Origin of the sequence: Halorubrum sp. GN11_10-6_MGM (assembly GCF_005435165.1) — an archaeon.
Taxonomy (GTDB): Archaea; Halobacteriota; Halobacteria; order Halobacteriales; family Haloferacaceae; genus Halorubrum.
The window spans coordinates 33,723-57,599 of record NZ_SGUC01000009.1 but is presented as its reverse complement, the minus strand read 5'-3'; the positions used below and the strand labels follow the sequence as shown (position 1 = coordinate 57,599).

The following is a 23,877-nucleotide window of genomic DNA, read 5'->3' as shown; positions in this document are numbered from 1 at the left end:
CGGCGGGCTCGGCGCCGACGGAGAGGTGACTTTTTACCGAGACCCGCAAATATTGCGTCCATGGCGCAGCCCTACCAGCACTACATCGACGGCGAGTGGGTCGACGGCGACGGCTCCGAGACGTTCGAGAGCGAGAACCCCGCGACCGGCGAGTCCCTCGGCGAGTTCCGGCGCGCGACGCCCGACGACGTCGACCGCGCGGTCGACGCCGCGTCCGCGGCGTTCGAGGAGTGGCGCGAGCTCTCGCGGGTCCAGCGCGCGGAGTACCTCTGGGACGTGTATCACGAGCTCCGCGAGCGCACGGACGAGCTCGGGGAGGTCGTCTCGAAGGAGTGCGGCAAGGAGATATCGGAAGGGAAAGCCGACGTGGTCGAGGCCGCGCACATGGTCGAGTGGGCCGCGGGCGACGCCCGACACCCGAAGGGCGACATCGTCCCCTCCGAGATCCCCTCGAAGGACGCGTACATGCGCCGGAAGCCCCGCGGCGTCACCGGCTGTATCACGCCGTGGAACTTCCCGGTCGCGATCCCCTACTGGCACATGGCCATCGCGCTGGTCGAGGGGAACCCCGTCGTGTTCAAGCCCGCCGAGCAGACCCCGTGGTGCGCGCAGATCGTCGCGGAGATGTTCGACGACGCCGGCATCCCCGACGGCGTGTTCAACATGGTTCAGGGGTTCGGCGACGCCGGCAACGCGATCGTCGAGAACGACGACGTCTCGACGGTGCTTTTCACCGGCTCTGCCGAGGTCGGTCACCACATCCAGGACAAGCTCGGCGGCGTCCCCGGCAAGCGTGCGGCCTGCGAGATGGGCGGGAAGAACGCGATCGTGGTCACGGAGAAGGCGGACCTCGACATCGCGGTCCACTCCGCGGTGATGTCCTCGTTCAAGACGACCGGGCAGCGCTGCGTCTCCTCGGAGCGCCTGATCGTCCACACCGACGTGTACGACGAGTTCAAAGAGCGGTTCGTCGAGGTCGCGGAGTCGGTCGCGGTCGGCGACCCGCTGGACGAGGACACGTTCATGGGGCCGCTCATCGAACCGGAGCACGTCGAGAAGGTCACCGAGTACAACGAGCTCGCGCGCGAGGAGGGCGTGAACGTCCTCGTCGACCGGACCGAGCTCGACGCCGAGGAGATCCCGGACGGCCACGAGGACGGTCACTGGGTCGGCCCGTTCGTCTACGAGGCGGACCCGGACGCCGACCTCCGGTGTACCCACGAGGAGGTGTTCGGCCCTCACGTCGCGCTCTTGGAGTACGACGGTGACATCGAGCGCGCGGTCGAGATCCAGAACGACACCGCGTACGGCCTCGCCGGTGCGGTCATCTCCGAGGACTACCGCCAGATCAACTACTACCGCGACCGCGCCGAGGTGGGGCTCGCGTACGGGAACCTCCCGTGTATCGGCGCGGAGGTCCAGCTCCCGTTCGGCGGCGTGAAGAAGTCCGGCAACGGCTACCCCTCCGCCCGCGAGGCGATCGAGGCCGTCACCGACCGCACCGCGTGGACCCTGAACAACTCCACGGAGATCGAGATGGCGCAGGGGCTCTCCGCGGACATCAAGACGAAGGACGACTGAAGATCGGTCCCGAGGCCCCGGACGCTCCGGCGCGTTTCACTCCGTCACGCCGCGAACTGCCGCGACCGTCTCCGCCGGCGTCTCGGCTGATTCGAGCGCGCCGCGAGCCGCGAGCCGCTCCCGCGGCCGACCGACCGGCTGCGGCTCGGACACCGTCTCGATCAGGTCGGCCTCGCGGAGGAGTCGCTTTATCCGCGTGAACGTCGACGGGCTGCCGAGTCCCGCGTCCTCACAGGCCCGGCGGAGCGCGTGGTCGGAGACGCCCTCGCGGGCGCCGACCGCGTAGGCGCGGACCCGCGTCGCTTCGGGCTCGGGACCGACGCCGGGCGAATCGGCGTCGACCTCGGCGTCGAGCGCGCGGAGCACCGCGGCGGCGACCGCCTCGTCGCACCGCGCCGCGAACCCCTCGTACGCTCGTCGCCGACTGGGCGTCCGGAGCCGGTACCGCTCGGCGTCCGCGAACGTCGAGGCGTACCGCTCGCGGAGCGAGGCGTCGGCGCCGACGCGGTGCCACCGCCTCGTCGGTCTCGCACCGTCGCGTTCGCCCTCGCCGCCGTCAACCCCTTCGATCAGCGCGAATCCCGTCTCCTCGCCGGCCAGCACCGGGTTCGGCTGCGGCACGTCGAGGGTCCGGAGGTCGACGAGGTCGGCGTCGAGCAGCGCCGCGAGCCGGCTCGCCGCCCGGAAGCCGGCCGTCGCGGCGTCGCTCGCTCGCTCGCCCGCGAGCACCCTCAGCGTCGGGAGGCCCGAGGGGTCCGGACCGCGGTCTCCGTCCGCCGCTCCCGCCAGATCGGCGACGCTCGGGGCGACGAACTCAGGGGCGGCCTCGCGGTACGCCTCGACGACCGCCCCGAGCAGCCGCGGCGCGGGGTCGACGAGGATCGGATCGGAGAGCGCGCCCAGCGGGATCGGTTCCGGGGCCAAGGGGAGCGCGGGGCCGGTCGCCATCGAGCGACCCTACGGACGCGACGGAGTAAGCGTGGGGGGACGCACGGTGTCGCCGGATCGCTGCGTGCCGGCTCGCGCGCCTTTTTGCCCCCGCGGCCGAAACCGGCGTCCGTGCCACCGCTGGACCTGTCGATCGGGCTCGGTACCTCCGGGCTCGACGACCCCACGACCTGTACCGACACCGTCGCCGCGGCGCTGGACGCGGGCTACCGCCACGTCGACACCGCGCAGATGTACGACAACGAGGCCGCCGTCGGCGAGGGGATCGCCGCGAGCGACGTCGACCGCGACGACGTGGTCGTCGCCACGAAGGTCCACCCCGAGAACCTCGCGCCCGAGGACGTACGCGAGACCGCCCGCGAGAGTCTCGACCGACTCGGACTCGACCGCGTCGACCTCCTGTACGTCCACTGGCCGATCCGAGCGTACGATCCCGAGACGACGCTGCCCGCCTTCGACGACCTCCGCGACGCCGGGGTGACCGACCACGTCGGCGTCTCGAACTTCACCCCCGACCTGCTGCGGGAGGCCCGAGAGATACTCGACGCGCCGATCGCGGCCCATCAGGTGGAGTGTCACCCGCGGTTCCGACAGCCGGAACTGCGCGCCCTCGCCGCCGAGTTCGACCACCGGCTCGTCGGCTACTCGCCGCTCGGCCGCGGCGAGATTCTCGACGATCCGGCGATCGACGAGATCGCCGACCGAAACGACTGCTCGCCAGCGGTCGTCGCGCTCACGTGGGCGCTCGACCGCGGCGTCGTGCCCATCCCGAAGGCGCGCGGCGACCACGTCCGCGAGAACCTGCGCGCGGTCGACCTCGACCTCCCCGACGCCGACCTCGACGCGATCGACTCGCTCGACCCCGGAGAGCGCCAGATCGACCCCGACGACGCGGCGTGGAACCGCTGACGAGCGACCCGCCCCGCGTCTGGCGGTCAGACCGCGTCGAGCCGCGCCCGTAGCTCCGCGTCGGCGCGCTCGACGAGCGAGTCGATCGGCTCGTCGAGGTACGTCGTCCACTGATCGACGAACCCCGAGCGCCCGAGCATTCTAACGACCTCGTACACCGGGCGGCGGCGCTCGAACCCCTCCGGGAGCCCGCCGGCGCGATCGCGGTAGCCGGCCCGGAGCGCCGCGGCGAACCGCTCCGGCCCGGTCGAGTCGAAGCTGTTGAGCAGCTGGTCCTCCGCGCGGACGAGGTCCCGCGCCGGGTCGCCGACGTGGGAGAGCTCCCAGTCGATCGCCGCGACCCCGGCCTCGCCGGAAGCTGCCGCCGCCGGAGCCCCTTCCGCGGTCGTCACGAAGAGGTTCGGCTTGGTGACGTCGCCGTGAAGCAGCGCCGCCGGCGCGTCGTCGAGCAGCCCTCGGTTGTCTCGAACGCAGTCGATCACGGCGTCGTAGTGGTCCGCGAGCCGCTCGGAGGTGCCGATCTCCCGGGTCCGCTCGATCGTCGCGAGCAGCACGTCCGACCACGGTGCGGACTCGATCGAGAGCCCGGTCGGCGCCCCCTCGCCGCCGGCCGTAGTGCCCCCCGCTACGGCCGTTCCGGTCACGGTTCCGGCGCCGACAATCTCCCCGTGGCTCTCGAAGCGATCGGCGTGGAGCGCGGCGAGTGCGCTCCCGACGCGTCGGAGCAGGCGTTCGCGCACCCCGTCGCTCGCCGCCTCGTAGGCTCCGAGGAGACCGCGACCCGGCGCCGGCGCCGTCGCGAGGTACGAGGGGTCACCCCCGGGGTCGGCCGCGAGGACCTCGGGGACCGACAGCGGGCCGTGCGCTCGAACGTACCGAAGCACGGCGCGCTCACGGCGGAGCCGATGGCTCTCGTCCGCGAGCGCGATCTTGAGGAACGCCCGGTCACCGTCGGCGAAGACCACGCCGACCGTCTCGTTGGCGCCGTTCCAGGAGGGGCCGACGCCGGTCAGTCGATCGACTGTTCGGTCCGGAAACGCCGCGTCGAGGGCGCGCTTGATCGGCTCCGATTCGGCGCCGTCCATGCGTTCACGTCCGGTTCGATCGATGTTAAGATTATTGTCAGGGACGCTCTCTCGTGTCTCGTGACGACAGCCAGCACGATTCAGCGTTCCGAACTATGGCGATTGGCGTCAACTTCATACGTGTTGGCGAACCAGAACGGTTCAGTGAACGATGAGTCAACTGATGGACGTATAGAGTTCGGGGTCGACGGGACGACGCTCGGCGTCCGCGACGTGATCGAGAGCGAGCAGATGGAGTTCCGCGTCGACCGCGAACCGGAGCTCTCACCGGCGCTCCCGGCGCTGTTCCCCTCTCCGGTCGACAACGCCGTCAGTTTCGAGGCGAAGTCACTCATTGTCCCGGAGTACACGTCGATCGTCGTGCGCGATGGCGAGGGCGAGTTCATCGAGCGCCCGAATGACTCGACGGAGTTCCCACTGGGATCGTACTGTATCGAGATCACGGGCCCAATGAAGTCGACCGTTAGGATCGAAGACGCGGAGCTGTCGGTCAGCGGAGTTGTGGGACCCCAGTCGGTCGAACTATCGCTTGATCGTCCGGCGACCGTCTCCCTCGGTGCCCGCTCGCTCCATACCCGTCCGGAGGCGACAATTACCGTCCCGGACGACCCGGAATCCCTCGCAGAGGCGGTGTCGATGCTAGGATCATCCATCAGAGAGTTTTCCGCGGAGCGCTCTTGGCCAACGCTACGAGGGTACCCGCCCCGCATTCGCCGAGGGGAGTCGCTCGATATCCCGAGCCCGTTGACCGTCCCCGATACGGGCGTCGAGGTCGTCGTCCGACCGACCTACGCCGACGTGTACCGGCTCTCGACGCTTGCCTACTACCTCGGTGCGCCGATGACGGTGGGGGAGGTACCGGCCGTCCGACTCGACACCGGCTACACGGAGCGGCTTCCCACAGACGGTCGCGAACTCGAAGAACGAGCTCTAGAGCTGCTGCGGACGTGGTTCTTCCTCGACACGCTCGTTCGGACCGACGGGTACCTGATCTCCGACAGGGAAGAGTACGAACAAGTCGGCCCGCAACTGCCGTTTTACCCGCCGAACCTAGACGGTCTCTCGCTGAGCGAACGGCTGATGGAATTTCTGGAGGTCGACCCGGGGATCGTCGAGCCGTATGCTCCCGATTGGGCGATGGAAGCTGTACTCCGCCCCGGCCCCGAAGGGGCGGAACTCCTGCCGCACCTCGCCCGCGTGCTCGCGCCGGTTCGAGTCCGTGGCTCCGCCGAGGGGATTCGCTCGGGGGATCCGGTCGGGATCACGACGGCGGACCGGCCGACCCGCAATCAATTGCTTTCCTCCCACGAAGGCGGCTCGGTACCCACCCCGGATCCGATACCGGAGTGGACCGCTGCGGCGCTACCCGCGGCGTACGAACACGAGCTTCGGCGGACGCCCCCGAACGCCGGAGAAGCGAATGTTACCCTCCTCATCCGATCCGAGGAGCGAGCGAAGCGACTGCGCGAGGCGCTCACGAGGCCGTCGCCTCCCGTCGGCGTCGGGTCGCTCTCGATTCTCGGAACGCCGACCGCAGACACCGTCGCGGACGTGTTGTCGGACTCGTCGGTCGACCTGCTGTACACTGATCTTCCTTTCGACGAAGGTTCACCGGTCGCGCACGATCTCCCTCGTTACCCGACGGCAGACGGACGACCGGCTCCGGCCGTTAGCATCTTCGAGCGAAGCCCACGTCCCGCCGTCGCTGTCGACGCGGTCCGCCGCGGCGGCACCGGTGCCGCGGTGATTGACGGTCACATCCCAGCGGATCAGATTCGAACGGCGATCGAACTGCTCGCCGCGGAAGGCCTCCCGCTCGACACGACCCTCGCAGTGCTACGGCTTCCCAGTCACCCTCCGGTCCGCTTCGCGGGGAACTGCTCGGCCAACGTGATGCCTCCGAATCCTCCGACGCCGAGGCTCGTCTTCGCTGAGTCGGTCTCGGAGTCGCAACACCGGGTCACCTGGCGAATGGTGCTTTCACCGGCTTCGTGGCTCGGGACGGAGTATCAGATCGTTTACGACTGCTTCGACGATAAGACCCGGCTCGTCGGACGCGACCCAACGGACCGACCGACCATCTCTTCCGAAGTGATGGCCGATTGGTCGACCGAACCCGACACTACGCTGTTCCTCAACGGTCGGTTCGTACCGCCGAATGTCGATCTTACGGTCGAAGAGGTTGAAGAATCGGCCCGGAAGGCGCTCGCGACCGACGAAGCCGATGCCGACGAATCGACCGAACTCCGCGGCAGGTCTGAGTACCACAACTGACGTTACGCTGAGAGCCGAGAACCGAGTCCGCTTCGATGACGCTGTCGCCGACGACACTCGTCGACATTTTTTATTCCCCGGATGACGAACCGCGGCGTATGCCCCAGATCCACCTCGACGAGGAGACGGTCGAACGGCTCGACGCGCTCCGGGTCGACGACGAGGAGTACGACGAGATCGTCACCGAACTCATCAACATCTACGAGGCCGAGGAACTGACGCTGTTCCGCGGTAGCGATCTGGAGTAACCCGGTCGCCTCCGCGGCGCCGCTTCGCTACTCCTGGTACGCGACGCGGACCTGGTCCCACTTCCCGACCTCCTCTAGGTGGGCCTGTAGCTCGTCGGCGTACTCTTGGACGAGCCGCTCTGCGGCCTCCAGTTCCTCGTCGGAGGGGCCGCCGCCGCCGTCCCCGCCGAGGCCGAGCGCGCCCTTAATCGAATCGACGAGACCGCCGCCCGATCCGCCGGAGTCGCCGGCACCGCCCCCGGGAGCGCCGCCCATCGCCCCCATCTGCGACCGGAGGTTCTCCAGTTCGGGCATGATCGCGGGGAGGCTCGACGTGTCCGCGACGACGCGCGCTGCCTCGGCGTCGTCGGCGTTCTCGATCTCGAACTCGGTCGCCGTCATGATCAGTCCCCACTCTTGGCTGGAGAAGCGCGACGCCGCGACGCGCTCGTTGAACTGGTTGTCGACGGTCATCCGCTCCCCGACGATGGCGTCGGTCCACTCGCTCATACGCCTCCGTTCGACGGTCGCGGTGAAAAGTCCGTCCCCCCGCGGCGAGGCGGTCGCTTCCGAGTGGTCTCCCCGCCAAGCCGACACGGAGGGGTTTAGACGACCGCCGGCCTCCCTCCAGTCATGACCGACAGCAGCCGTCGCGCCCTCCTCGCCTCCGGGAGCGCGACCGTCGCCGCGCTCGCCGGCTGTACCGGCGCGGCGTTCCCGGGCGGCGACGGGGAAACGTCGGCCGAGGAACGGGTCGACCGCACGGGCGAGGCGACCGTCACCGTCGCCGTCGGCGCGGACGGCGGATTCTCGTTCGCGCCGGCACACGTCCGGATCGACGCCGGGACGACCGTCGTCTGGGAGTGGACCGGGTACGGGGGCGGCCACAACGTGTACGCCGTCGACGGCTCGTTCGCCTCCGACCTCGTCGCCGGGTCGGGCCACACCTTCGAGCGCACCTTCGAGGCGCCCGGGACGCGCGAATACGTCTGTACGCCGCATCAGACCCGCGGGATGCGGGGCACGGTGGCGGTCGGTCCCGCCGGCGACGAGTGACCTCTCGACAGCAAACCCGCCGACCGTTCACGACCGACGCAGCTCGTCGAACGCGCCGCCCGCGAGTCCCGGGCCGGACGGGACCGCTATCCGCCCGTCGGCGACCGGACAGGGGTCGGGCGCGAGGTCCTCGGCGAGCAGCGATCCGGTGGCCAGCCCGCAGGGGGCCACGTCGGGGATCGCGGCCGCGACGTGGACGGCGGCCGTCCGCGCGACGACCGCGTCGATCGTGGTCGTAACGACCGGCTCGACGCCGGCCGACCGCGCCCGCAGCGCGGCCGCCAGCGCCCGGTCGGGCCCGCCGAGCGCCATGGGTTTGAGGACCACCGCGTCGGCGGCGCCCGCGTCCAACACCGCGCCGATCCCGTGCGCCGCGACCGACTCGTCGACGGCGACCGGGACCTCGTCGCCGGCGCCGTCGGTGTCCTCGCTCCCGTCGCCTCGGCGGATGGCCGCCAGCCCGTCGAGGTCGCCCGCCGGGAGCGGCTGCTCGACGTACGCGAGGTCGAACGGGGCCAGCGCGTCGAGCGCGCGCCGCGCCGTCTCTCGGTCCCACGCGCCGTTCGCGTCGGCGCGGAGCGCGGCGGCGTCCCCGACCGCCTCGCGGACCGCGCGGACGCGCTCGACGTCGGCGTCGACGCCGCGCGCGCCGACCTTCAGCTTCAGGCAGCCGAACCCCTCGTCGACGGCTCGCCTCGCCTCGGCGGCGGTCTCGTCCGGGTCGCCGTCCCCGACGGTCGCGTTGACCGGGACCGACGCCGCGGGAGTCGCGTCGACGGCTCGTCTCGCCTCGCCGACGCCGCCGGCAAGCCGATCCGCGAGGCGCTCCCCGTCGTCGCGGGCGGCGGCGTCGGCGAGCGCGAGGGCGACCCCGTGCCGCGCGGCCGGCGTCGAGCCGGCGTCCAACGCCTCTCGGAGCGACTCTGGTCGGCTCCGCTCGGGGAGCCCCTCCAGCGCCGTCGCGCAGGCCTCGTGCGACTCCGTCCACCCCGGGAGCGGCGTCGCCTCGCCGAGGCCGACCGCGCCGGCCCCGTCGCTCTCGCGGTCCACCGCAATCAGGAACCCCTCTCGGCGGCCGATGTCGCCGCGCGCGGTGCCGAGCGGGCGGACCAGCTCGAGGGCGAACGATCGGTGTCGCACCGCGCGGACCGAACCGCCGCCGCGAGGGTCCTCGTCGGTCACGCCGCCAGCCCGACGGCGAACGCGACGGCGTACGCCGCGAGGAGTTTGCCGGTCGATTCGAGCGCGGGGTTGAGCGCCTCGCCCGACGTCTCGGTCAAGACGGTCCGGGCGACGGCGGCGGCCAGCGGGAGGGTGACGAGCGGGAGCAGCGCCGCGATCCCGCCGCCGCGGGCGACGAACCAGAGCGGGGCGAGGTACGCGAGGGCGAGCATCGCGAGGTACTCGGCGCGCGCGAACCGGTAGCCGAACCGGACGGCGAGCGTGCGCTTGCCGGTCGAGGCGTCCTCCTCGCGGTCGCGGAGGTTGTTGACGACGAGGATGTTCGTCGAGAGCGCGGCGATCGGGAGGCTCGCGACGACCGCCGCGAGCGTGACGGTCCCGTCGGGGACGCCCAACGGGAACCACCCGGAGAGGAGCGCGGCGGCCTGGACGTAGTAGGTCCCCGTCACGGCGATCACGCCGAAGAAGGCGAACACGAAGAGGTCGCCGAGCCCGTGGTAGCCGAGGGGGTACGGGCCGCCGGTGTAGGCGATCCCGGCCGCGACGGAGGCGAGGCCGACGACGAGGATCGGAACGCCGCCGACGGCGACGAGGTAGGTTCCCACCAGGATCGCGGCCGCGAAGGTGAGCCACATGGCTCGCTTCACCTCGGCGGGCTCGATGAGGCCGCTGGCGACGACCCGGGTGAACCCCTCGCGGTCGTCGGTGTCGGCGCCCTGAATCGCGTCGTAGTAGTCGTTCGCGAAGTTCGTGCCGACTTGGATCAGCGCCGCACCGACGAGCGCCGCGAGCGCGGGCAGCGGTGCGAACACGCCGTCGGCGAGCGCCAGTCCGACGCCGACGATCACCGGCGCGGCCGCGGCCGGGAGCGTCTGGGGGCGGGCGGCGATCACCCACGCCCGCCGGCGGGTCACCTCGGTACTCATTGCCTCCAGTTGGTGCGTGGCGTCCCTTAAGGTTGCCATCGCGGATCGTCGGCGACGACGCGCGGTTCCCGTCCGGTCTGTCGGGACACCGATCGCGGCGAACGATACCGAGTGGCGTACATCTATGCCGCGCCGGCGCGACCGCTCGCCATGGCCCGCGTTCCCTACGCCGAGGCGGCGGACGTGCCGGACGAGTACGAGGACCTCCTGGAGTCGTCGCTTCAGGGGAAACCGCTCCACGTGTACCAGTCGATCGGCAACAACCCGGAGGTGCTGGCGGGGCTCCGGTCGTTCCTCGGCTCGCTGTGGACCGATAGCGGCCTCACCGATCGGGAGCGCGAGCTCGTCATTCTGGCGGTCGCGAGCGAGGTCACCAACCGCTACGAGTGGCACCAGCACGTCAACATCGCCCGCGGCGTCGGGGTCGACGACGACGAGATCGCGGCGCTCGGACGCGGCGACACCGCCCCCTTCGGCGACGACGAGACGACCCTGATCGAGTACGCGCTCGCGGTCGTCCGCGGCGAGGTCGACGCGGTCGCACACGACGAGATCTCGGCGCTGTACGACGACGAAACGATCGTCGGCATCGCCGCGGCGGCCGAGGGGTACGACGCGCTCGGCGGGATGATCGACGCGTTCGATCTCGAACTGGAGTCGGGGACCGAGTTCCACGGCTGGGACCCGCGGTAGCGGGGCGGTCGACCGCCCGCCGACTCGCCCCGACGACCGACAGGTTCGACAGGGGGCGGCCCGTACGACGCGTATGACCGACACCGAGACCGCGTCGGCGAACGGGGTCGCGGCGCGCTACGAAGAGACCGACGGCGAGCGCCTGCTCACCTTCTCGCGGGACGGCCGCGAGGCGACCGTCGCGCAGAACGCCGAGGGGTACGCGATGCTGAAAGTCCGTACCGGCCCCGAGGGCGACGAACTCGAACGGTACTACGGGTTCGACATGGCGCTCGACCACGCCGCGGAGCTGCTCGGCGTCGACGTCCCCGACCTTCCGGTGCCGGACGCCGCGGCGGACATGGGGATGTAGCCGCGGACTCGGACCACCGAGAGCCCGCGGTCCGACCCGACTCCGGCCTCGACGTGGGAGTCGCGCCGGACAACCAGCAGCATGATCCGGTATACGGAACGCGACCCGAACGCCTTCCCCGGTGAACCGGATCGGATCGAGAGCGCTCGATCGGCCGTCAGGGGCCGCGTCCCGCCGGTCTCACTCCGTGTGATCCAGTTACACTACCGAAATTAAATAACTACAAAGCATCATGGCCGTAGTTGAATATTCTCCATAGCCATATCACCTTATGAGTGGGACCGGTAGGCGGAGTCACGATGAAGCGAAGACAGTTCCTGCGCGGTACCGGCGCGGCGATCGGCGGCTCGCTCGTCGCCGGGTGCGTCGGGGGCGGAGGCGGCGACGGACTCGAGACGGTGACGGTGGATTACGCGTACTACAACCCGGTCAGCCTCGTGTTACGCGAGAAAGGCTGGCTCGAAGAAGCGTTCGCGGACACCGGCACCGACGTCGAGTGGGTGCTGAGCCTCGGGAGCAATCAGGCGAACGAGTACGCGCAGAGCGGCGAGGCCGACGTCTCCTCGACCGCTGGCATCGCGGCGCTGATGGCCCGCACGAACGGCGTACCGATCACGACGCCGTACATCTACTCCGAACCCGAGTGGACCGCGCTCGTTACCTTCGAAGAGACCGGCATCGAGTCGGTCGCGGACTTGGAGGGGCAGCGGGTCGCCGCCACCCGCGGGACCGACCCGTACTTCTTCCTGCTTCAGGCGCTCGACGACGCCGGGCTGGGCGAGGAGGACGTCGAGGTGATCAACCTCCAGCACCCGGAGGGGCAGTCCGCGCTGGTCCGCGGCGACGTCGACGCGTGGGCGGGGCTCGACCCCCACATGGCGGAGCTGGAGCTCGAACACGACGGAGCGGAGCTGTTCTTCCGCGAGCCCCGGTACAACACCTACGGGTTCCTGAACTTCCTCGACGGCTTCCTCGCGGACCACACCGAGGACGCCCGCCGCGTGATCGAAGCCTACGAGCGCGGCCGCCAGTGGGCCGTCGAGAACCCCGAGGCGACGGCGGGGATCCTCGCGGACGCCTCCGAGATGTCGGGGCCGGTCGCGGAGCGCGTGTTCACCCAACGGAACGACCTCTCGCAGCCGATCCCGGGCGAGCCGCACCGGGAGCTGCTCACCGACCTCTCGCCGATCCTCGAACGCGAGGGGCTCGTCACCGACGACGCCGACCCCGCCGGACACGTCGACGAGCTGATCGACGCCGAGTTCGCGGGGGAGGTCGTCTGAGATGGCGACCGACGCAGGGACGGAGACCCGGACGATCGGGCCGGTGGCGGCCCCCTCGATCGACCGTTTCCGACCGCTGCTCGGACTCGTTGTCCCGGCGGCCCTCGTCGTCGTCTGGCACGTCGTCGTCGCGACCGGCGTCATCGCGGCGTACCAGCTTCCGACCCCGCTGCGCGTCGCCGAGACGCTCTACGGGCTGGCCGCGTCCGGCGAGCTGTGGGGCCACGTCGCCATCACGCTCCAGCGCGTCGTCCTCGGCGCGGGGCTCGGGATCGCGGTCGGTGTCGTCTTCGGGACCGCCACCGGGCTCTCGCGGACGGCGAGCGACCTGCTCGACCCGCTGCTCCAGAGCCTGAAGAACATCCCGTCGCTGGCGTGGGTGCCGCTGTTCCTCCTCTGGTTCGGCATCGGCGAGACCGCGAAGGTGCTGCTCATCGCCGTCGGCGCGTTCTTCCCGGTGTACCTCAACCTCTCGACGGGGATCGCGGCCGTCGACGAGGAGCTGCTGGAGGTCGCCGAGGTGTACGACCTCGGGCGCATCGAATCGCTGCGCCGGGTCGTGTTCCCGGCCGCGCTCCCGGACTTGCTCGTGGGAATCCGCGGCGGCGTCGGGCTGGCGTGGATGTTCGTCGTCGCGGCCGAGCTGATCGCGGCGAGCCAGGGGATCGGGTTCCTCCTCAGCGACGGGCGGACCCTCGCCCGGCCGGACATCATCGTCGGCTCGATCCTGCTTTTCGCCTTCCTCGGGAACTGTTCGGACGTCGCGGTGAAGGAGGTGAGAGACCGTGTCGTCGGACGCTGATGGTCCCGCGACGCCGACCGAATCGGCGGACCCCGTCCTCGCGGTCGACGGCCTCCGGAAGCGGTACGACGACACCGTCGCGCTCGACGGCGTCGACCTCGCGGTCGCGGACGGCGAGTTCGTCGCGGTCGTCGGCCCCTCCGGCTGCGGGAAGTCCACGCTGTTGCGCGTGCTCTCCGGGCTCGAAGCGGAGTTCGACGGGCGCGTCGCCGTCGACGGGACGGACGTCCGCGACGGGGGAAGCGACGCCGTCGGGATGGTGTTCCAGGAGCCGCGGCTGCTCGACTGGGCGGACGTGCGAGAGAACGTCGCCGTCGGGCTCCCGGCCGACGTCGACCCGCAGAGCCCGGCGGCCCGCGACCGCGTCGACGACCTGATCGAGACGATCGGGCTCGACGGGTTCGCCGAGAGCCACCCCGACGAGCTCTCCGGGGGGATGGCCCAGCGCGTCGCGCTCGCTCGCGGGCTGGCGTACGACCCCTCGGTCCTGCTGCTCGACGAGCCGTTCTCGGCGCTCGACCGGTTGACGAAGGCGGACCAGCAGGATCACCTGCTCGACGTGTGGGAGGCGCGGGACACCACCGTCGTCCTCGTCACCCACGACGTCGAGGAGGCCGTCTACCTCGCGGACCGCGTGGTCGTCCTCGGCGGCCAGCCGGGATCGGTGGCGTCGGTGGTCGACGTCGACATCGACCGGCCCCGCGAGCGGGCGGACCCCGAACTGGTCGCGCTCCGACGCGAGGTGACGACGGCGCTCGGTCGGTAGCGTTCTCGGTCGGTAGCGTTCTCGGTCGGTAGCAGCGTCCGCGACCCCCGGCGCGGGTGGCTGGCACGCACCGCGCGCCGGCCCGGATCCGAACGAAACGAACGTCGAATCTACTTATTAACCCACTTCCGAATCAGCATACCCGCCGGATCATCGGTGTGCGTATAACCTCCTTAAGGTGTATAGACACCACCGCAGTCGTGTGATTCTTCGAGCACCGGTCGGTCGCGTCCGAACTGCCGGTCCGCCCCGATTTTGCGATCGTCCAAACTGTTAAGTGTTCGACCGTCTTGCTGTGAGTCGATGACAGACATCACGGAGGCTTCGTCGGACACCCCGGCGGATCGAGTTCTTCCAGGGCACAATAGCTTCTAACGTCGATATAGGTCCTGTCAGGATCTTCGACACGACCCTGCGAGACGGAGAACAGTCACCACGGACTTCGTTCAGCTACGACGAGAAACGCCGCATAGCGGCGACGCTGGACGACATGAACACCCACGTCATCGAGGCGGGGTTCCCGGTCAACTCGGACGCCGAGTTCGAGGCCGTCAGCGACATCGCCGCCGCGACGGACACCACCGTCTGCGGGCTGGCGCGGGTCGTCGAGGGCGACATCGACGCCGCCATCGACTCCGGCGTCGAGATGGTCCACGTGTTCGTCTCCACCAGCGACGTTCAGCTGGAGGATTCGATGCACGCGACCCGCGAGGAGGCGATGGGGCGCGCGGTCGACGCCGTCAAACAGGTAAAAGACGCCGGCGTCGAGTGCATGTTCTCGCCGATGGACGCCACCCGGACGGACCCGGAGTACCTGATCGACATCGTCGAGGCCGTCTCCGAGGCCGGCACCGACTGGATCAACATCCCCGACACCTGCGGCGTCGGGATGCCGACCAGCTTCGGCGAGACGGTGAACGCCGTGGTCGAGGCGACCGACGCCCGCGTCGACGTCCACACCCACGACGACTTCGGCATGGCAGCGGCCAACGCGATAATGGGCTTCGAGAACGGCGCGGAGCAGGCGCAGGTGTCGGTCAACGGGATCGGCGAGCGCGCCGGCAACGCCGCCTACGAGGAGGTCGTGATGGCGGTCGAGTCGGTGTACGGCGTCGACACCGGCATCGACACGACTCAGATCACCAAGCTGGCCCGGATCGTCGAGGAGGCGTCGGACATCCCGGTGCCGGCGAACAAGCCCGTCACCGGGCGGAACGCGTTCGCCCACGAGTCGGGCATCCACGCCGCCGGTGTCATCGAGAACGCCGACACGTTCGAGACCGGCGTGATGACCCCGGAGATGGTGGGCGCCGAGCGCGAGTTCGTGCTGGGCAAACACACCGGCACCCACAGCGTGCGTAAGCACCTAGTGGAGGCCGGCTTCGACCCGACCGACTCCGAGGTCCGGAAGATAACCAAGCGGGTCAAGGAGTACGGCGCCGGCAAGCGGCAGGTGACCGCGGGCGACGTCGAGCGGTTCGCCGAGGAGGCGGACGTCACGCGCGAGGAGGAGGTCCGGGTCTGATGACTCCCTCGCCGACCGGAGCGCCCTCCGAGCGACCGCGAGGGCGGTCGAGAGAGCGGTCCGGGCGCCGTCCCCGAACGGCCGGCGTCCGTCGGGTCGAGGCGCGTCCCGTTCCCCGACAGGAATTTATACCCCGACCGCGTTGCTCCGAGCGAGATGCGACGGCGCACCACGGTCGCGGAGCTCGCGAGCGCTCCCGGAGCCGTCGCGCCGATCATTGTAGGGGTATAACCCCCTACACTACCCTTTCCTCACCGACGCGACGCACCGCCGAACGCCGGCGACGGGGGCGTCTCCGACCCGCGGAGACCTGTACCCGAGACGAGAATTCGACCCGTCCCGCGTTCGCAGCGACCGACACGACAACCCGCCAGATGCCACACCGCACACCACCACGACAATGAGCGACACAGCAGCACAGCCGCGATCCGACGCGGACGAGTCGGACGACGCCTCGGCCGACGCGGCCGCGACAGACGAACCGACCGACCCGGACCACGAACAGGCCGCCGGGCCCGTCTCGACCGGCGCCGAGTCGGTCGTCGCCGCCCTCGAGGCCGCGGGCGCGAAGACCGCCTTCGGCGTTCAGGGCGGCGCGATAATGCCCGTCTACGACGCCCTGTACGACTCCTCGATCCGGCACGTGACGATGGCCCACGAGCAGGGCGCCGCCCACGCCGCCGACGCGTACGGCGTCGTCGCGGGCGAGCCGGGCCTCTGTATGGCCACCTCCGGCCCGGGCGCGACGAACCTCGTCACCGGCATCGCCGACGCCGACATGGACTCGGACGCGATGCTGGCGTTGACGGGACAGGTCCCGACGGAGTTCGTCGGCAACGACGCGTTCCAGGAGACCGACACGGTCGGCGTCACCCGCCCCATCACGAAGCACAACTACTTCGCGGGCGGCGCGGACACCGTCGGCGACACCGTCGGCGAGGCGTTCGAGCTGTCGCGGGCCGGGCGTCCCGGGCCGACGCTCGTCGACCTCCCGAAAGACGTGACGCAGGACGAGACCGACCGGACGCCCGGTCCGGCGACGCCGCCGGCGGGAACCGATCCCGACCCGAACGCCGACGCGGACGCGGTCGAGGAGGCCGCACGCGCCATCGAGTCGGCCGAGCGCCCCGTCTGCCTGTTCGGAGGCGGCGTGATCAAGGCCGACGCGAGCGACGAGGCGCGGACGTTCGCCCGGAGCTTCGATATCCCCGTCACGACGACGATGCCGGGCATCGGCTCGTTCCCCGAGGACGACGAGCTCTCGCTCTCGTGGGCGGGGATGCACGGAACCGGCTACGCGAACCTCGCGATCACCCACACCGACTGCCTGATCGCGGTCGGCACCCGCTTCGACGACCGGCTCACGGGCGGGATCGACACGTTCGCGCCCGAGGCCGAGGTGATCCACGTCGACATCGACCCCGCGGAGATCAGCAAGAACGTCCACGCCGACTATCCGCTCATCGGCGACGCCGGACGCGTGTTAGACCAGCTGACCGTGGCGGTCCGCGAGGCGCCGAGTACGGAGGCGTGGCGCGAGCGCTGCGCGGAGTGGAAAGAGACGTATCCGCTCACGTACGCGACGCCCGACGACGAGCCGCTGAAGCCGCAGTTCGTCGTCGAGGCGTTCGACGAGGCGACCGACGACGACACCATCGTCACGACCGGCGTCGGGCAACACCAGATGTGGGCCTCCCAGTTCTGGACGTACTCGGAGCCGCGGACGTGGGTCTCCTCGCACGGCCTCGGCACGATGGGGTACGGCGTGCCCGCCGCGGTCGGCGCGCGCGTCGCCGCGGACACGATGGGCGAGGAGGACCGCGACGTGGTGTGTTTCGACGGCGACGGCTCCTTCCTGATGACGATGCAGGAGCTGTCGGTCGCGGTCCGCGAGGAGCTGGACGTCACCATCGCCGTGCTGAACAACGAGTACATCGGCATGGTGCGGCAGTGGCAGGACGCCTTCTACGAGGGGCGCCACATGGCGTCCGACTACACGTGGATGCCCGAGTTCGACAAGCTCGCGGAGGCGTTCGGCGCGCTCGGCCTCCGCGTGGACGACTACGACGAGGTCGCGCCCGCGGTCGAGGAAGCGCTCGACTACGAGGGGCCGGCCGTGATCGACTTCCACGTCGACCCCGAGGAGAACGTCCTGCCGATGGTGCCGAGCGGCGGCGCGAACGGGAAGTTCGCGGCCGCGGAGGACCAGCTATGAGCGGCGACGCCGCCGATGCCGACGGCGACTCGCGCACGACGCCGGAGGCCGACTCCCGGCCGCTCCCGGGCGAACAGCCCGGTCCGGACGAGCGCGAGCATCCGGAGGGGCGACGGAACCTCGAAGGGATCCGGATCGATCCCGTCCTCGAGGCCGAACACGAGTCGCGGCGCGCGGTCATCTCCGCGCTCGTCGAGGACGAGCCGGGCGTGCTCGCGCGCGTCTCCGGACTCGTCTCCCGCCGCCAGTTCAACATCGAGAGCCTCACCGTCGGGCCGACGACGGTCGACGGCCACTCGCGGATCACGATGGTCGTCGAGGAGACCGACCCCGGTATCGACCAGATAGAAAAGCAGATGGCGAAGCTGAAGCCGGTCATCTCGGTCGGCGAGGTCGCCGGCGACGCGAACACGTCGGAGCTCGTCCTGCTGAAGGTCGAGGCCGACGACCCCGCCGCGGTTCACGCCGTCTCCGAGATGTACGACGGCCGGACGGTCGACGCCGGCCCGGAGACGATCACCGTCGAGCTCACCGGCGACAAGGCGAGCATCGACAACGCGATCGGCGCCTTCGAGCGGTTCGGCATCGTCGAGATCGCGCGGACCGGGCCGACCGCCCTCGCGCGCGGCGACACCCCGACGGCGCCCGGAGAGAAACCCGGAACGGCCGGCGAACCGACGACGCACGACGACTGACGCGACACACACGCGAACCCACACGATACACATGACCGAAGACGACACCCAGACGTTCGATTCGACAGTATACTACGACGACGACGCGGACGAGGAGGCCATCGCTCACAAGACGGTGGCCGTCCTCGGCTACGGCTCGCAGGGCCACGCGCACGCACAGAACCTCGCCGACAGCGGGGTCGACGTGATCGTCGGCCTCCGCGAGAGCAGCTCCTCGCGGGCCGCCGCCGAGAGCGACGGGCTCCGCGTCGAGACGCCCGCGGAGGCGGTCGCCGAGGCCGACGTGGTGAGCGTCCTCGTTCCCGACACGGTCCAGCCGGACGTGTACGAGAACGCGATCGAACCGAACCTAGATGCGGGCGACACGCTCCAGTTCGCGCACGGGTTCAACATCCACTACAACCAGATCCAGCCGCCCGAGGACGTCGACGTGACGATGGTCGCCCCGAAGTCGCCGGGCCACCTCGTCCGCCGCAACTACGAGAACGACCAGGGGACGCCCGGCCTGCTGGCGGTGTACCAGGACGCGACCGGCGACGCCCACGACGAGGGGCTGGCGTACGCGGCCGCGATCGGCTGTACCCGCGCCGGCGTCGTCGAGACGTCGTTCCGCGAGGAGACCGAGACCGACCTGTTCGGCGAGCAGGCCGTCCTCTGTGGCGGCGTCACGTCGCTCGTCAAACAGGGGTACGAGACGCTCGTCGACGCGGGCTACTCCCCCGAGATGGCGTACTTCGAGTGTCTCAACGAGCTGAAGCTCATCGTCGACCTGATGTACGAGGGCGGGCTCGGCGAGATGTGGGACTCCGTCTCCGACACCGCCGAGTACGGCGGGCTCACGCAGGGCGACGTCGTCGTCGACGAGCACGCCCGCGAGAACATGGAGGAGGTGCTGGAGAAGGTCCAGAACGGGCAGTTCGCCCGCGAGTGGATCGCGGAGAACCAGGCGGGACGCCCCTCGTACACCCAGCTCCGGAACGCCGAGAAGAACCACGAGATCGAGGCCGTCGGCGACGAGCTGCGCGGGCTGTTCGCGTGGGAGGAGTCGGGCGAAGAGGAGGAGGAGAGCGCCGAGGTGACCGCGTGATGGGCGGACGCGGCGACGCGAACCGGGGCCGTGAGACCGCGCGGACGGTACCGTCAGCGGGTGAGTCCCGATGAGCGAGGGAACGCTGTACGACAAGGTGTGGGACCGCCACAAAGTGACGGCGCTGCCCACCGGACAGGACCAGCTGTTCGTCGGGCTCCACCTCGTCCACGAGGTCACCAGCCCGCAGGCGTTCGGCATGCTGAAAGAGCGGGAGCAGGGAGTCGCGTTCCCGGAGCGCACGCACGCGACGGTCGACCACATCGTGCCGACCGGCAACCGCGACCGCCCCTACCGCGACGACGCCGCAGAGAACATGATGGCGGAGCTAGAGGAGAACGTCCGCGGCTCGGGGATCGACTTCTCCGATCCGGACTCCGGCGATCAGGGGATCGTCCACGTCATCGGCCCGGAGCAGGGGCTCACCCAGCCGGGAATGACGATCGTCTGCGGCGATTCGCACACGTCGACGCACGGCGCGTTCGGCGCGCTGGCGTTCGGCATCGGCACCTCGCAGATCCGCGACGTGCTGGCGACGGGCTGCGTCGCGATGGAGAAACAGAAGGTCCGCAAGATCGAGGTCACGGGCGAGCTTGGCGAGGGCGTCACCGCGAAGGACGTCATCCTGACGATCATCGGGAAGCTCGGCACCGACGGCGGCGTCGGCTACGTGTACGAATACGCCGGCGAAGCGATCGAGGACCTCGGGATGGAGGGACGGATGTCCATCTGTAACATGTCGATCGAGGGCGGCGCCCGCGCGGGGTACGTCAACCCCGACGAGACGACCTACGAGTGGCTGAAGGGGACCGACGCCTTCGAAGACAGCGAGGCGCAAAGCGCCTCTGGCAGCCGGACGGAGTCCGGCGACGACCCCGAGAAGTTCGAGCGGCTGAAACCCTACTGGGAGTCGATCGCCACCGACGACGACGCCGAGTACGACGACGTGGTCACCGTCGACGGCTCGGCGATCGAGCCGACCGTGACGTGGGGGACGACGCCCGGACAGACGGCCGGCATCACCGAACCCATCCCGGACCCCGACGATCTCCCGGAGGAGGACCGCGACACGGCGCGGCGCGCGCAGAAGCACATGCGCGTCGAGCCCGGCGACACGATGGAGGGGTACGACATCGACGTGGCGTTCCTCGGCTCGTGTACCAACGCGCGGCTGAAGGACCTCCGCGAGGCCGCGGCGTTCGTCGAGGGCCGCGAGGTCGACGACGACGTGCGCGCGATGGTCGTCCCCGGCAGCCAGCGCGTCCGCGACGCCGCCGAGGCCGAGGGACTCGACGAGGTGTTCAAGGAGGCCGGCTTCGACTGGCGCGAGCCCGGCTGTTCGATGTGTCTCGGCATGAACGACGATCAGCTGGAGGGCGACGAGGCGAGCGCCTCCTCGTCGAACCGGAACTTCGTCGGCCGGCAGGGCTCGAAGGACGGGCGCACCGTGCTGATGAGTCCGATCATGGTCGCAGCCGCGGCGGTGACCGGCGAGGTCACCGACGTCCGCGAGATGGAGGAGGTGGCGACCGTATGAGCTCTCCCGAGTTCAGCGCCGGCGAGGCGCCGGCGGAGAAGGTCACCGAGGTCTCCGGCACCGGAATCCCGGTCCGGGGCAACGACATCGACACCGACCAGATCATCCCGGCGCGGTTCATGAAGGTCGTCACCTTCGACGGGTTGGGACAGTTCTCGTTTTTCGACCAGCGGTTCGACGACGAGGACAACGAGAAGGACCACCCGTTCAACGAGGAGAAGTACCGGGGCGCCAACGTCCTGGTCGTCAACGCCAACTTCGGCTGCGGCTCGTCGCGCGAGCACGCCCCGCAGGCGTTGATGCGGTGGGGGATCGACGCCGTCGTCGGCGAATCGTTCGCGGAGATCTTCGCGGGGAACTGCCTCGCGCTCGGTATCCCCACGGTCACGGCCGATCAGGCCGACATCGAGGCGCTGCAGGACTACGTCGAGGCCAACCCCGACGCCGAGGTCGACATCGACGTGGCGGCGGAGACGGTCACGTACGGCGACACCGAGATCGACGCGACGGTCCACGACGCCCAGCGGAAGGCGCTCGTCGAGGGCGTCTGGGACACCACGGCGCTGATGGGCGCGAACGCGGGCGCGGTCCGCGAGACCGCCCGATCGCTGCCGTACGTCCCCGCCGAGCATATCCCGGAGGACGAGGCGTGAGCCACGAGGTCGTCGTCATCGAGGGCGACGGGATCGGCCGCGAGGTCGTGCCCGCCGCCGTCGAGGTGTTGGAGGCGCTCGGACCGGCGTTCGAGTTCGTCGAGGCCGAGGCCGGCGACGCGACGAAGGAGGCGACCGGCGACGCGCTCCCGGCGGAGACGTACGAGCGCGTCGCCGGCGCGGACGCGACGCTGTTCGGCGCGGCGGGCGAGACCGCCGCCGACGTCATCCTCCCGCTGCGGGAGGCGGTGGACTCGTTCGTCAACGTCCGCCCCGCGAAGGCGTACCCCGGCGTCGACGCGCTCCGGCCGGAGACGGACGTGGTGTTCCTCCGTGAGAACACGGAGGGCGTGTACTCGGGGCACGAGGACCGCCTCTCCGACGACCTCTCGACGCTGACGCGCGTCGTCACCTCGTCGGCCTCGCAGGAGCTGGCGGCGTACGCCTGCGAGTTCGTCGCGGACGGACGCGGTCCCGCCGGCGACCCCGACGAGGGGTTCACCGTCGCGCACAAGGCGAACGTGATGCGCGAGACGGACGGCCGGTTCCGCGAGGAGGTCCTCTCTGTCGCCGACGAACGCGGCGTCGACGCCGACGAGGAGCTGATGGACGCGTTCGCGACGAAGCTCCCGCTCGACCCGACGCAGTACGGCGTGATCGTCTGCCCGAACCTCGCGGGCGACGTGCTCTCCGACCTCGCCGCCGGGCTCGTCGGCGGGCTCGGTCTGCTCCCCTCCGCGAACGTCGGCCACGACAACGCGCTGTTCGAGCCGGTCCACGGGACCGCGCCCGACATCGCGGGCGACGGGATCGCGAACCCGACGGCGGCGATCCTGTCGGCCGCCATGCTGTTGGAGTACCTCGGGCACGTCGACGAGGGACAGCGAGTGCGTGACGCCGTGGAGAGCATGCTGTCGGACGGCCCCCGCACCGGTGATCTCGGCGGCTCGGCGACGACCGCCGAGGTCACCGCGGCTATCGTCGACCGCCTGTAGGTGCCCCTGCCGGAACTCTCTCGGCGACGCGCCGTCCGCGAACGCGGGCGAACCACAAGACAAGAAACCCTGCGGCCCCTTCGGCCGAGTATGAGCAACTACGAAGTCGCGATGGAAGCCGCCTGGTTGGTCCGAGACGTCGAGGAGACCGACGACGCCATCGGCGTCGCGGTCAGCGAAGCCGGCAAGCGACTCAACGAGACGGACAAGCAGTACGTCGAGGTCGAGCCCGGCGTCACCGGCTGTCCGGCCTGCGGCGAGCCGTTCGACGCCGCGTTCCTCGCGGCGAACACGGCGCTCGTGGGACTCCTCTTGGAGATCGACATCTTCAACGCCGACAGCGAGGAACACGCGGAGCGGATCGCGAAAAGCGAGGTCGGCGGCGCGCTCCGTGACGTCCCCCTCGAAGTCATCGACGTCTTCGAGACCGAGGCGGACGAAGACGAGGACGCCTCGGACCGATAGACGCGACCGCGACCCGGCGGCGCGGATCGGGTCGCTGCCGAAAGCTTTTCTAATAACCGTAAGTAATCGGCCGGTATGGAACTGCCGACGCCACAGGACCTCCGCGAGCGCCGGACCGGGCTGGATCTGACCCAGAGCGAGCTCGCCGACGCAGCGGACGTCTCGCAGCCGCTCATCGCGCGGATCGAAGGCGGCGACGTCGACCCCCGGCTCTCGACGCTGCGCCGGATCGTCAACGCCCTCCAGGAGGCGGAAGGCGAGGTCGTGCGCGCGGCCGACCTGATGAACGAGACCGTTATCAGCGTCGCGCCGGACGACGCCGTGAGCGCGGCCGTCGAGCTGATGGAGGCGGAGGCGTACTCGCAGCTCCCCGTCCTCCAGAGCGGCGTACCGGTCGGCTCGATCAGTCAGGGCGACGTCGTCCACGCGGGCGAGAACGTCGGCGACCACCCCGTCAGCGAGGTGATGAGCGAGTCGTTCCCGACGGTCGCGCCGTCGGCGACCGTCGACGAGGTCCGGAACCTCCTCGACCACTACAAGGCCGTGATGGTGACCGACGGCGGCGAGACGGTCGGGATCATCACGGAAGCCGACATCGCCGCGCAGCTGTCGTAGAACCGC

Annotated in this window: 24 protein-coding genes; 19 read left to right on the top strand and 5 right to left on the bottom strand. The window is 70.1% G+C overall.

The window, feature by feature from the left end; all coding sequences use genetic code 11:
* The first annotated feature begins 60 nt into the window (after nt 1-60).
* Nucleotides 61-1,581: an aldehyde dehydrogenase family protein gene (locus EXE46_RS06715; RefSeq protein ID WP_137687657.1), complete on the top strand. Its 1,521-nt coding sequence runs from the start codon at nt 61-63 to the stop codon at nt 1,579-1,581.
* Nucleotides 1,582-1,617: 36 nt separating this feature from the next.
* On the opposite strand, the gene EXE46_RS06710 is transcribed toward EXE46_RS06715, so the two are convergent.
* Nucleotides 1,618-2,529: a DUF5821 family protein gene (locus tag EXE46_RS06710; protein WP_137687656.1), complete on the bottom strand. Its 912-nt coding sequence runs from the start codon at nt 2,527-2,529 to the stop codon at nt 1,618-1,620.
* A gap of 111 nt (nt 2,530-2,640) precedes the next feature.
* On the opposite strand from EXE46_RS06710, the gene EXE46_RS06705 reads away from it, so the two are divergent.
* Entirely contained in the window at nt 2,641-3,438 is a 798-nt protein-coding gene (locus tag EXE46_RS06705) for an aldo/keto reductase (protein ID WP_137687655.1), read from the top strand.
* A 26-nt stretch (nt 3,439-3,464) separates the two neighbouring features.
* Here EXE46_RS06705 and EXE46_RS06700 read toward each other — a convergent pair whose 3' ends face one another.
* Nucleotides 3,465-4,523, bottom strand: a complete 1,059-nt coding sequence (locus EXE46_RS06700; RefSeq protein ID WP_137687654.1) for a phosphotransferase family protein — start codon at nt 4,521-4,523, stop codon at nt 3,465-3,467.
* 60 nt (nt 4,524-4,583) lie between these two features.
* Here EXE46_RS06700 and EXE46_RS06695 point away from each other — a divergent pair, with 60 nt between their 5' ends.
* Both EXE46_RS06695 and EXE46_RS17065 read left to right on the top strand, forming a co-directional pair.
* Nucleotides 4,584-6,797, top strand: coding sequence for a hypothetical protein (locus tag EXE46_RS06695; RefSeq protein WP_241981507.1), 2,214 nt, complete (start codon nt 4,584-4,586; stop codon nt 6,795-6,797).
* Between the two features lie 98 nt (nt 6,798-6,895).
* Entirely contained in the window at nt 6,896-7,045 is a 150-nt protein-coding gene (locus EXE46_RS17065) for a hypothetical protein (RefSeq protein WP_199234122.1), read from the top strand.
* Nucleotides 7,046-7,072: 27 nt separating this feature from the next.
* On the opposite strand, the gene EXE46_RS06690 is transcribed toward EXE46_RS17065, so the two are convergent.
* Nucleotides 7,073-7,534, bottom strand: coding sequence for a DUF5799 family protein (locus EXE46_RS06690; RefSeq protein WP_137687653.1), 462 nt, complete (start codon nt 7,532-7,534; stop codon nt 7,073-7,075).
* Between the two features lie 123 nt (nt 7,535-7,657).
* Between EXE46_RS06690 and EXE46_RS06685 the strand changes: the two genes are divergently transcribed.
* A complete protein-coding gene (locus EXE46_RS06685) occupies nt 7,658-8,080 on the top strand; it encodes a halocyanin domain-containing protein (RefSeq protein ID WP_137687652.1) in 423 nt (140 codons plus the stop codon).
* A 27-nt stretch (nt 8,081-8,107) separates the two neighbouring features.
* Here EXE46_RS06685 and EXE46_RS06680 read toward each other — a convergent pair whose 3' ends face one another.
* Nucleotides 8,108-9,262 carry a mandelate racemase/muconate lactonizing enzyme family protein gene (locus EXE46_RS06680; RefSeq protein WP_137687651.1) on the bottom strand — a complete coding sequence of 385 codons (1,155 nt, stop codon included), beginning with the start codon at nt 9,260-9,262 and terminating at the stop codon, nt 8,108-8,110.
* Nucleotides 9,259-10,188: a 1,4-dihydroxy-2-naphthoate polyprenyltransferase gene (locus EXE46_RS06675; protein WP_137687650.1), complete on the bottom strand. Its 930-nt coding sequence runs from the start codon at nt 10,186-10,188 to the stop codon at nt 9,259-9,261. Before EXE46_RS06675 ends, EXE46_RS06680 begins: the two co-directional genes overlap by 4 nt.
* Before the next feature lie 150 nt (nt 10,189-10,338).
* Between EXE46_RS06675 and EXE46_RS06670 the strand changes: the two genes are divergently transcribed.
* The 14 genes from EXE46_RS06670 (at nt 10,339) to EXE46_RS06605 (ending at nt 23,871) form a co-directional block, all read left to right on the top strand.
* The gene (locus EXE46_RS06670; RefSeq protein ID WP_137687649.1) at nt 10,339-10,881 is read left to right on the top strand and encodes a carboxymuconolactone decarboxylase family protein; all 543 of its coding nucleotides are present in this window, start codon (nt 10,339-10,341) and stop codon (nt 10,879-10,881) included.
* 73 nt (nt 10,882-10,954) lie between these two features.
* Nucleotides 10,955-11,233: a hypothetical protein gene (locus tag EXE46_RS06665; RefSeq protein WP_137687648.1), complete on the top strand. Its 279-nt coding sequence runs from the start codon at nt 10,955-10,957 to the stop codon at nt 11,231-11,233.
* Nucleotides 11,234-11,532: 299 nt separating this feature from the next.
* Nucleotides 11,533-12,516, top strand: a complete 984-nt coding sequence (locus EXE46_RS06660) for an aliphatic sulfonate ABC transporter substrate-binding protein (protein WP_137687647.1) — start codon at nt 11,533-11,535, stop codon at nt 12,514-12,516.
* Nucleotide 12,517: 1 nt separating this feature from the next.
* Nucleotides 12,518-13,318, top strand: coding sequence for an ABC transporter permease (locus EXE46_RS06655; protein WP_137687646.1), 801 nt, complete (start codon nt 12,518-12,520; stop codon nt 13,316-13,318).
* Nucleotides 13,302-14,084 (top strand): ABC transporter ATP-binding protein, encoded by a 783-nt coding sequence (locus tag EXE46_RS06650; RefSeq protein WP_137687645.1) that lies wholly within the window; start codon nt 13,302-13,304, stop codon nt 14,082-14,084. Before EXE46_RS06655 ends, EXE46_RS06650 begins: the two co-directional genes overlap by 17 nt.
* A 364-nt stretch (nt 14,085-14,448) precedes the next feature.
* Nucleotides 14,449-15,609 (top strand): LeuA family protein, encoded by a 1,161-nt coding sequence (locus tag EXE46_RS06645; protein WP_199234124.1) that lies wholly within the window; start codon nt 14,449-14,451, stop codon nt 15,607-15,609.
* A gap of 400 nt (nt 15,610-16,009) precedes the next feature.
* Nucleotides 16,010-17,824 (top strand): biosynthetic-type acetolactate synthase large subunit, encoded by a 1,815-nt coding sequence (gene ilvB, locus EXE46_RS06640; protein WP_137687643.1) that lies wholly within the window; start codon nt 16,010-16,012, stop codon nt 17,822-17,824.
* On the top strand, nt 17,821-18,519 hold the full coding sequence (gene ilvN, locus EXE46_RS06635) for an acetolactate synthase small subunit (protein WP_137687642.1): 699 nt from the start codon (nt 17,821-17,823) through the stop codon (nt 18,517-18,519). Before ilvB ends, ilvN begins: the two co-directional genes overlap by 4 nt.
* Before the next feature lie 31 nt (nt 18,520-18,550).
* A complete protein-coding gene (ilvC, locus tag EXE46_RS06630; protein ID WP_137687641.1) occupies nt 18,551-19,606 on the top strand; it encodes a ketol-acid reductoisomerase in 1,056 nt (351 codons plus the stop codon).
* A 70-nt stretch (nt 19,607-19,676) separates the two neighbouring features.
* Nucleotides 19,677-21,143, top strand: coding sequence for a 3-isopropylmalate dehydratase large subunit (gene leuC, locus EXE46_RS06625; RefSeq protein ID WP_137687640.1), 1,467 nt, complete (start codon nt 19,677-19,679; stop codon nt 21,141-21,143).
* Nucleotides 21,140-21,796, top strand: a complete 657-nt coding sequence (gene leuD / locus EXE46_RS06620) for a 3-isopropylmalate dehydratase small subunit (protein WP_137687639.1) — start codon at nt 21,140-21,142, stop codon at nt 21,794-21,796. Before leuC ends, leuD begins: the two co-directional genes overlap by 4 nt.
* On the top strand, nt 21,793-22,791 hold the full coding sequence (locus tag EXE46_RS06615) for an isocitrate/isopropylmalate family dehydrogenase (RefSeq protein ID WP_137687638.1): 999 nt from the start codon (nt 21,793-21,795) through the stop codon (nt 22,789-22,791). Before leuD ends, EXE46_RS06615 begins: the two co-directional genes overlap by 4 nt.
* Before the next feature lie 90 nt (nt 22,792-22,881).
* Nucleotides 22,882-23,256, top strand: a complete 375-nt coding sequence (locus EXE46_RS06610) for a DUF555 domain-containing protein (protein ID WP_137687637.1) — start codon at nt 22,882-22,884, stop codon at nt 23,254-23,256.
* Nucleotides 23,257-23,331: 75 nt separating this feature from the next.
* The gene (locus EXE46_RS06605; RefSeq protein WP_137687636.1) at nt 23,332-23,871 is read left to right on the top strand and encodes a CBS domain-containing protein; all 540 of its coding nucleotides are present in this window, start codon (nt 23,332-23,334) and stop codon (nt 23,869-23,871) included.
* Nucleotides 23,872-23,877 lie beyond the last annotated feature (6 nt).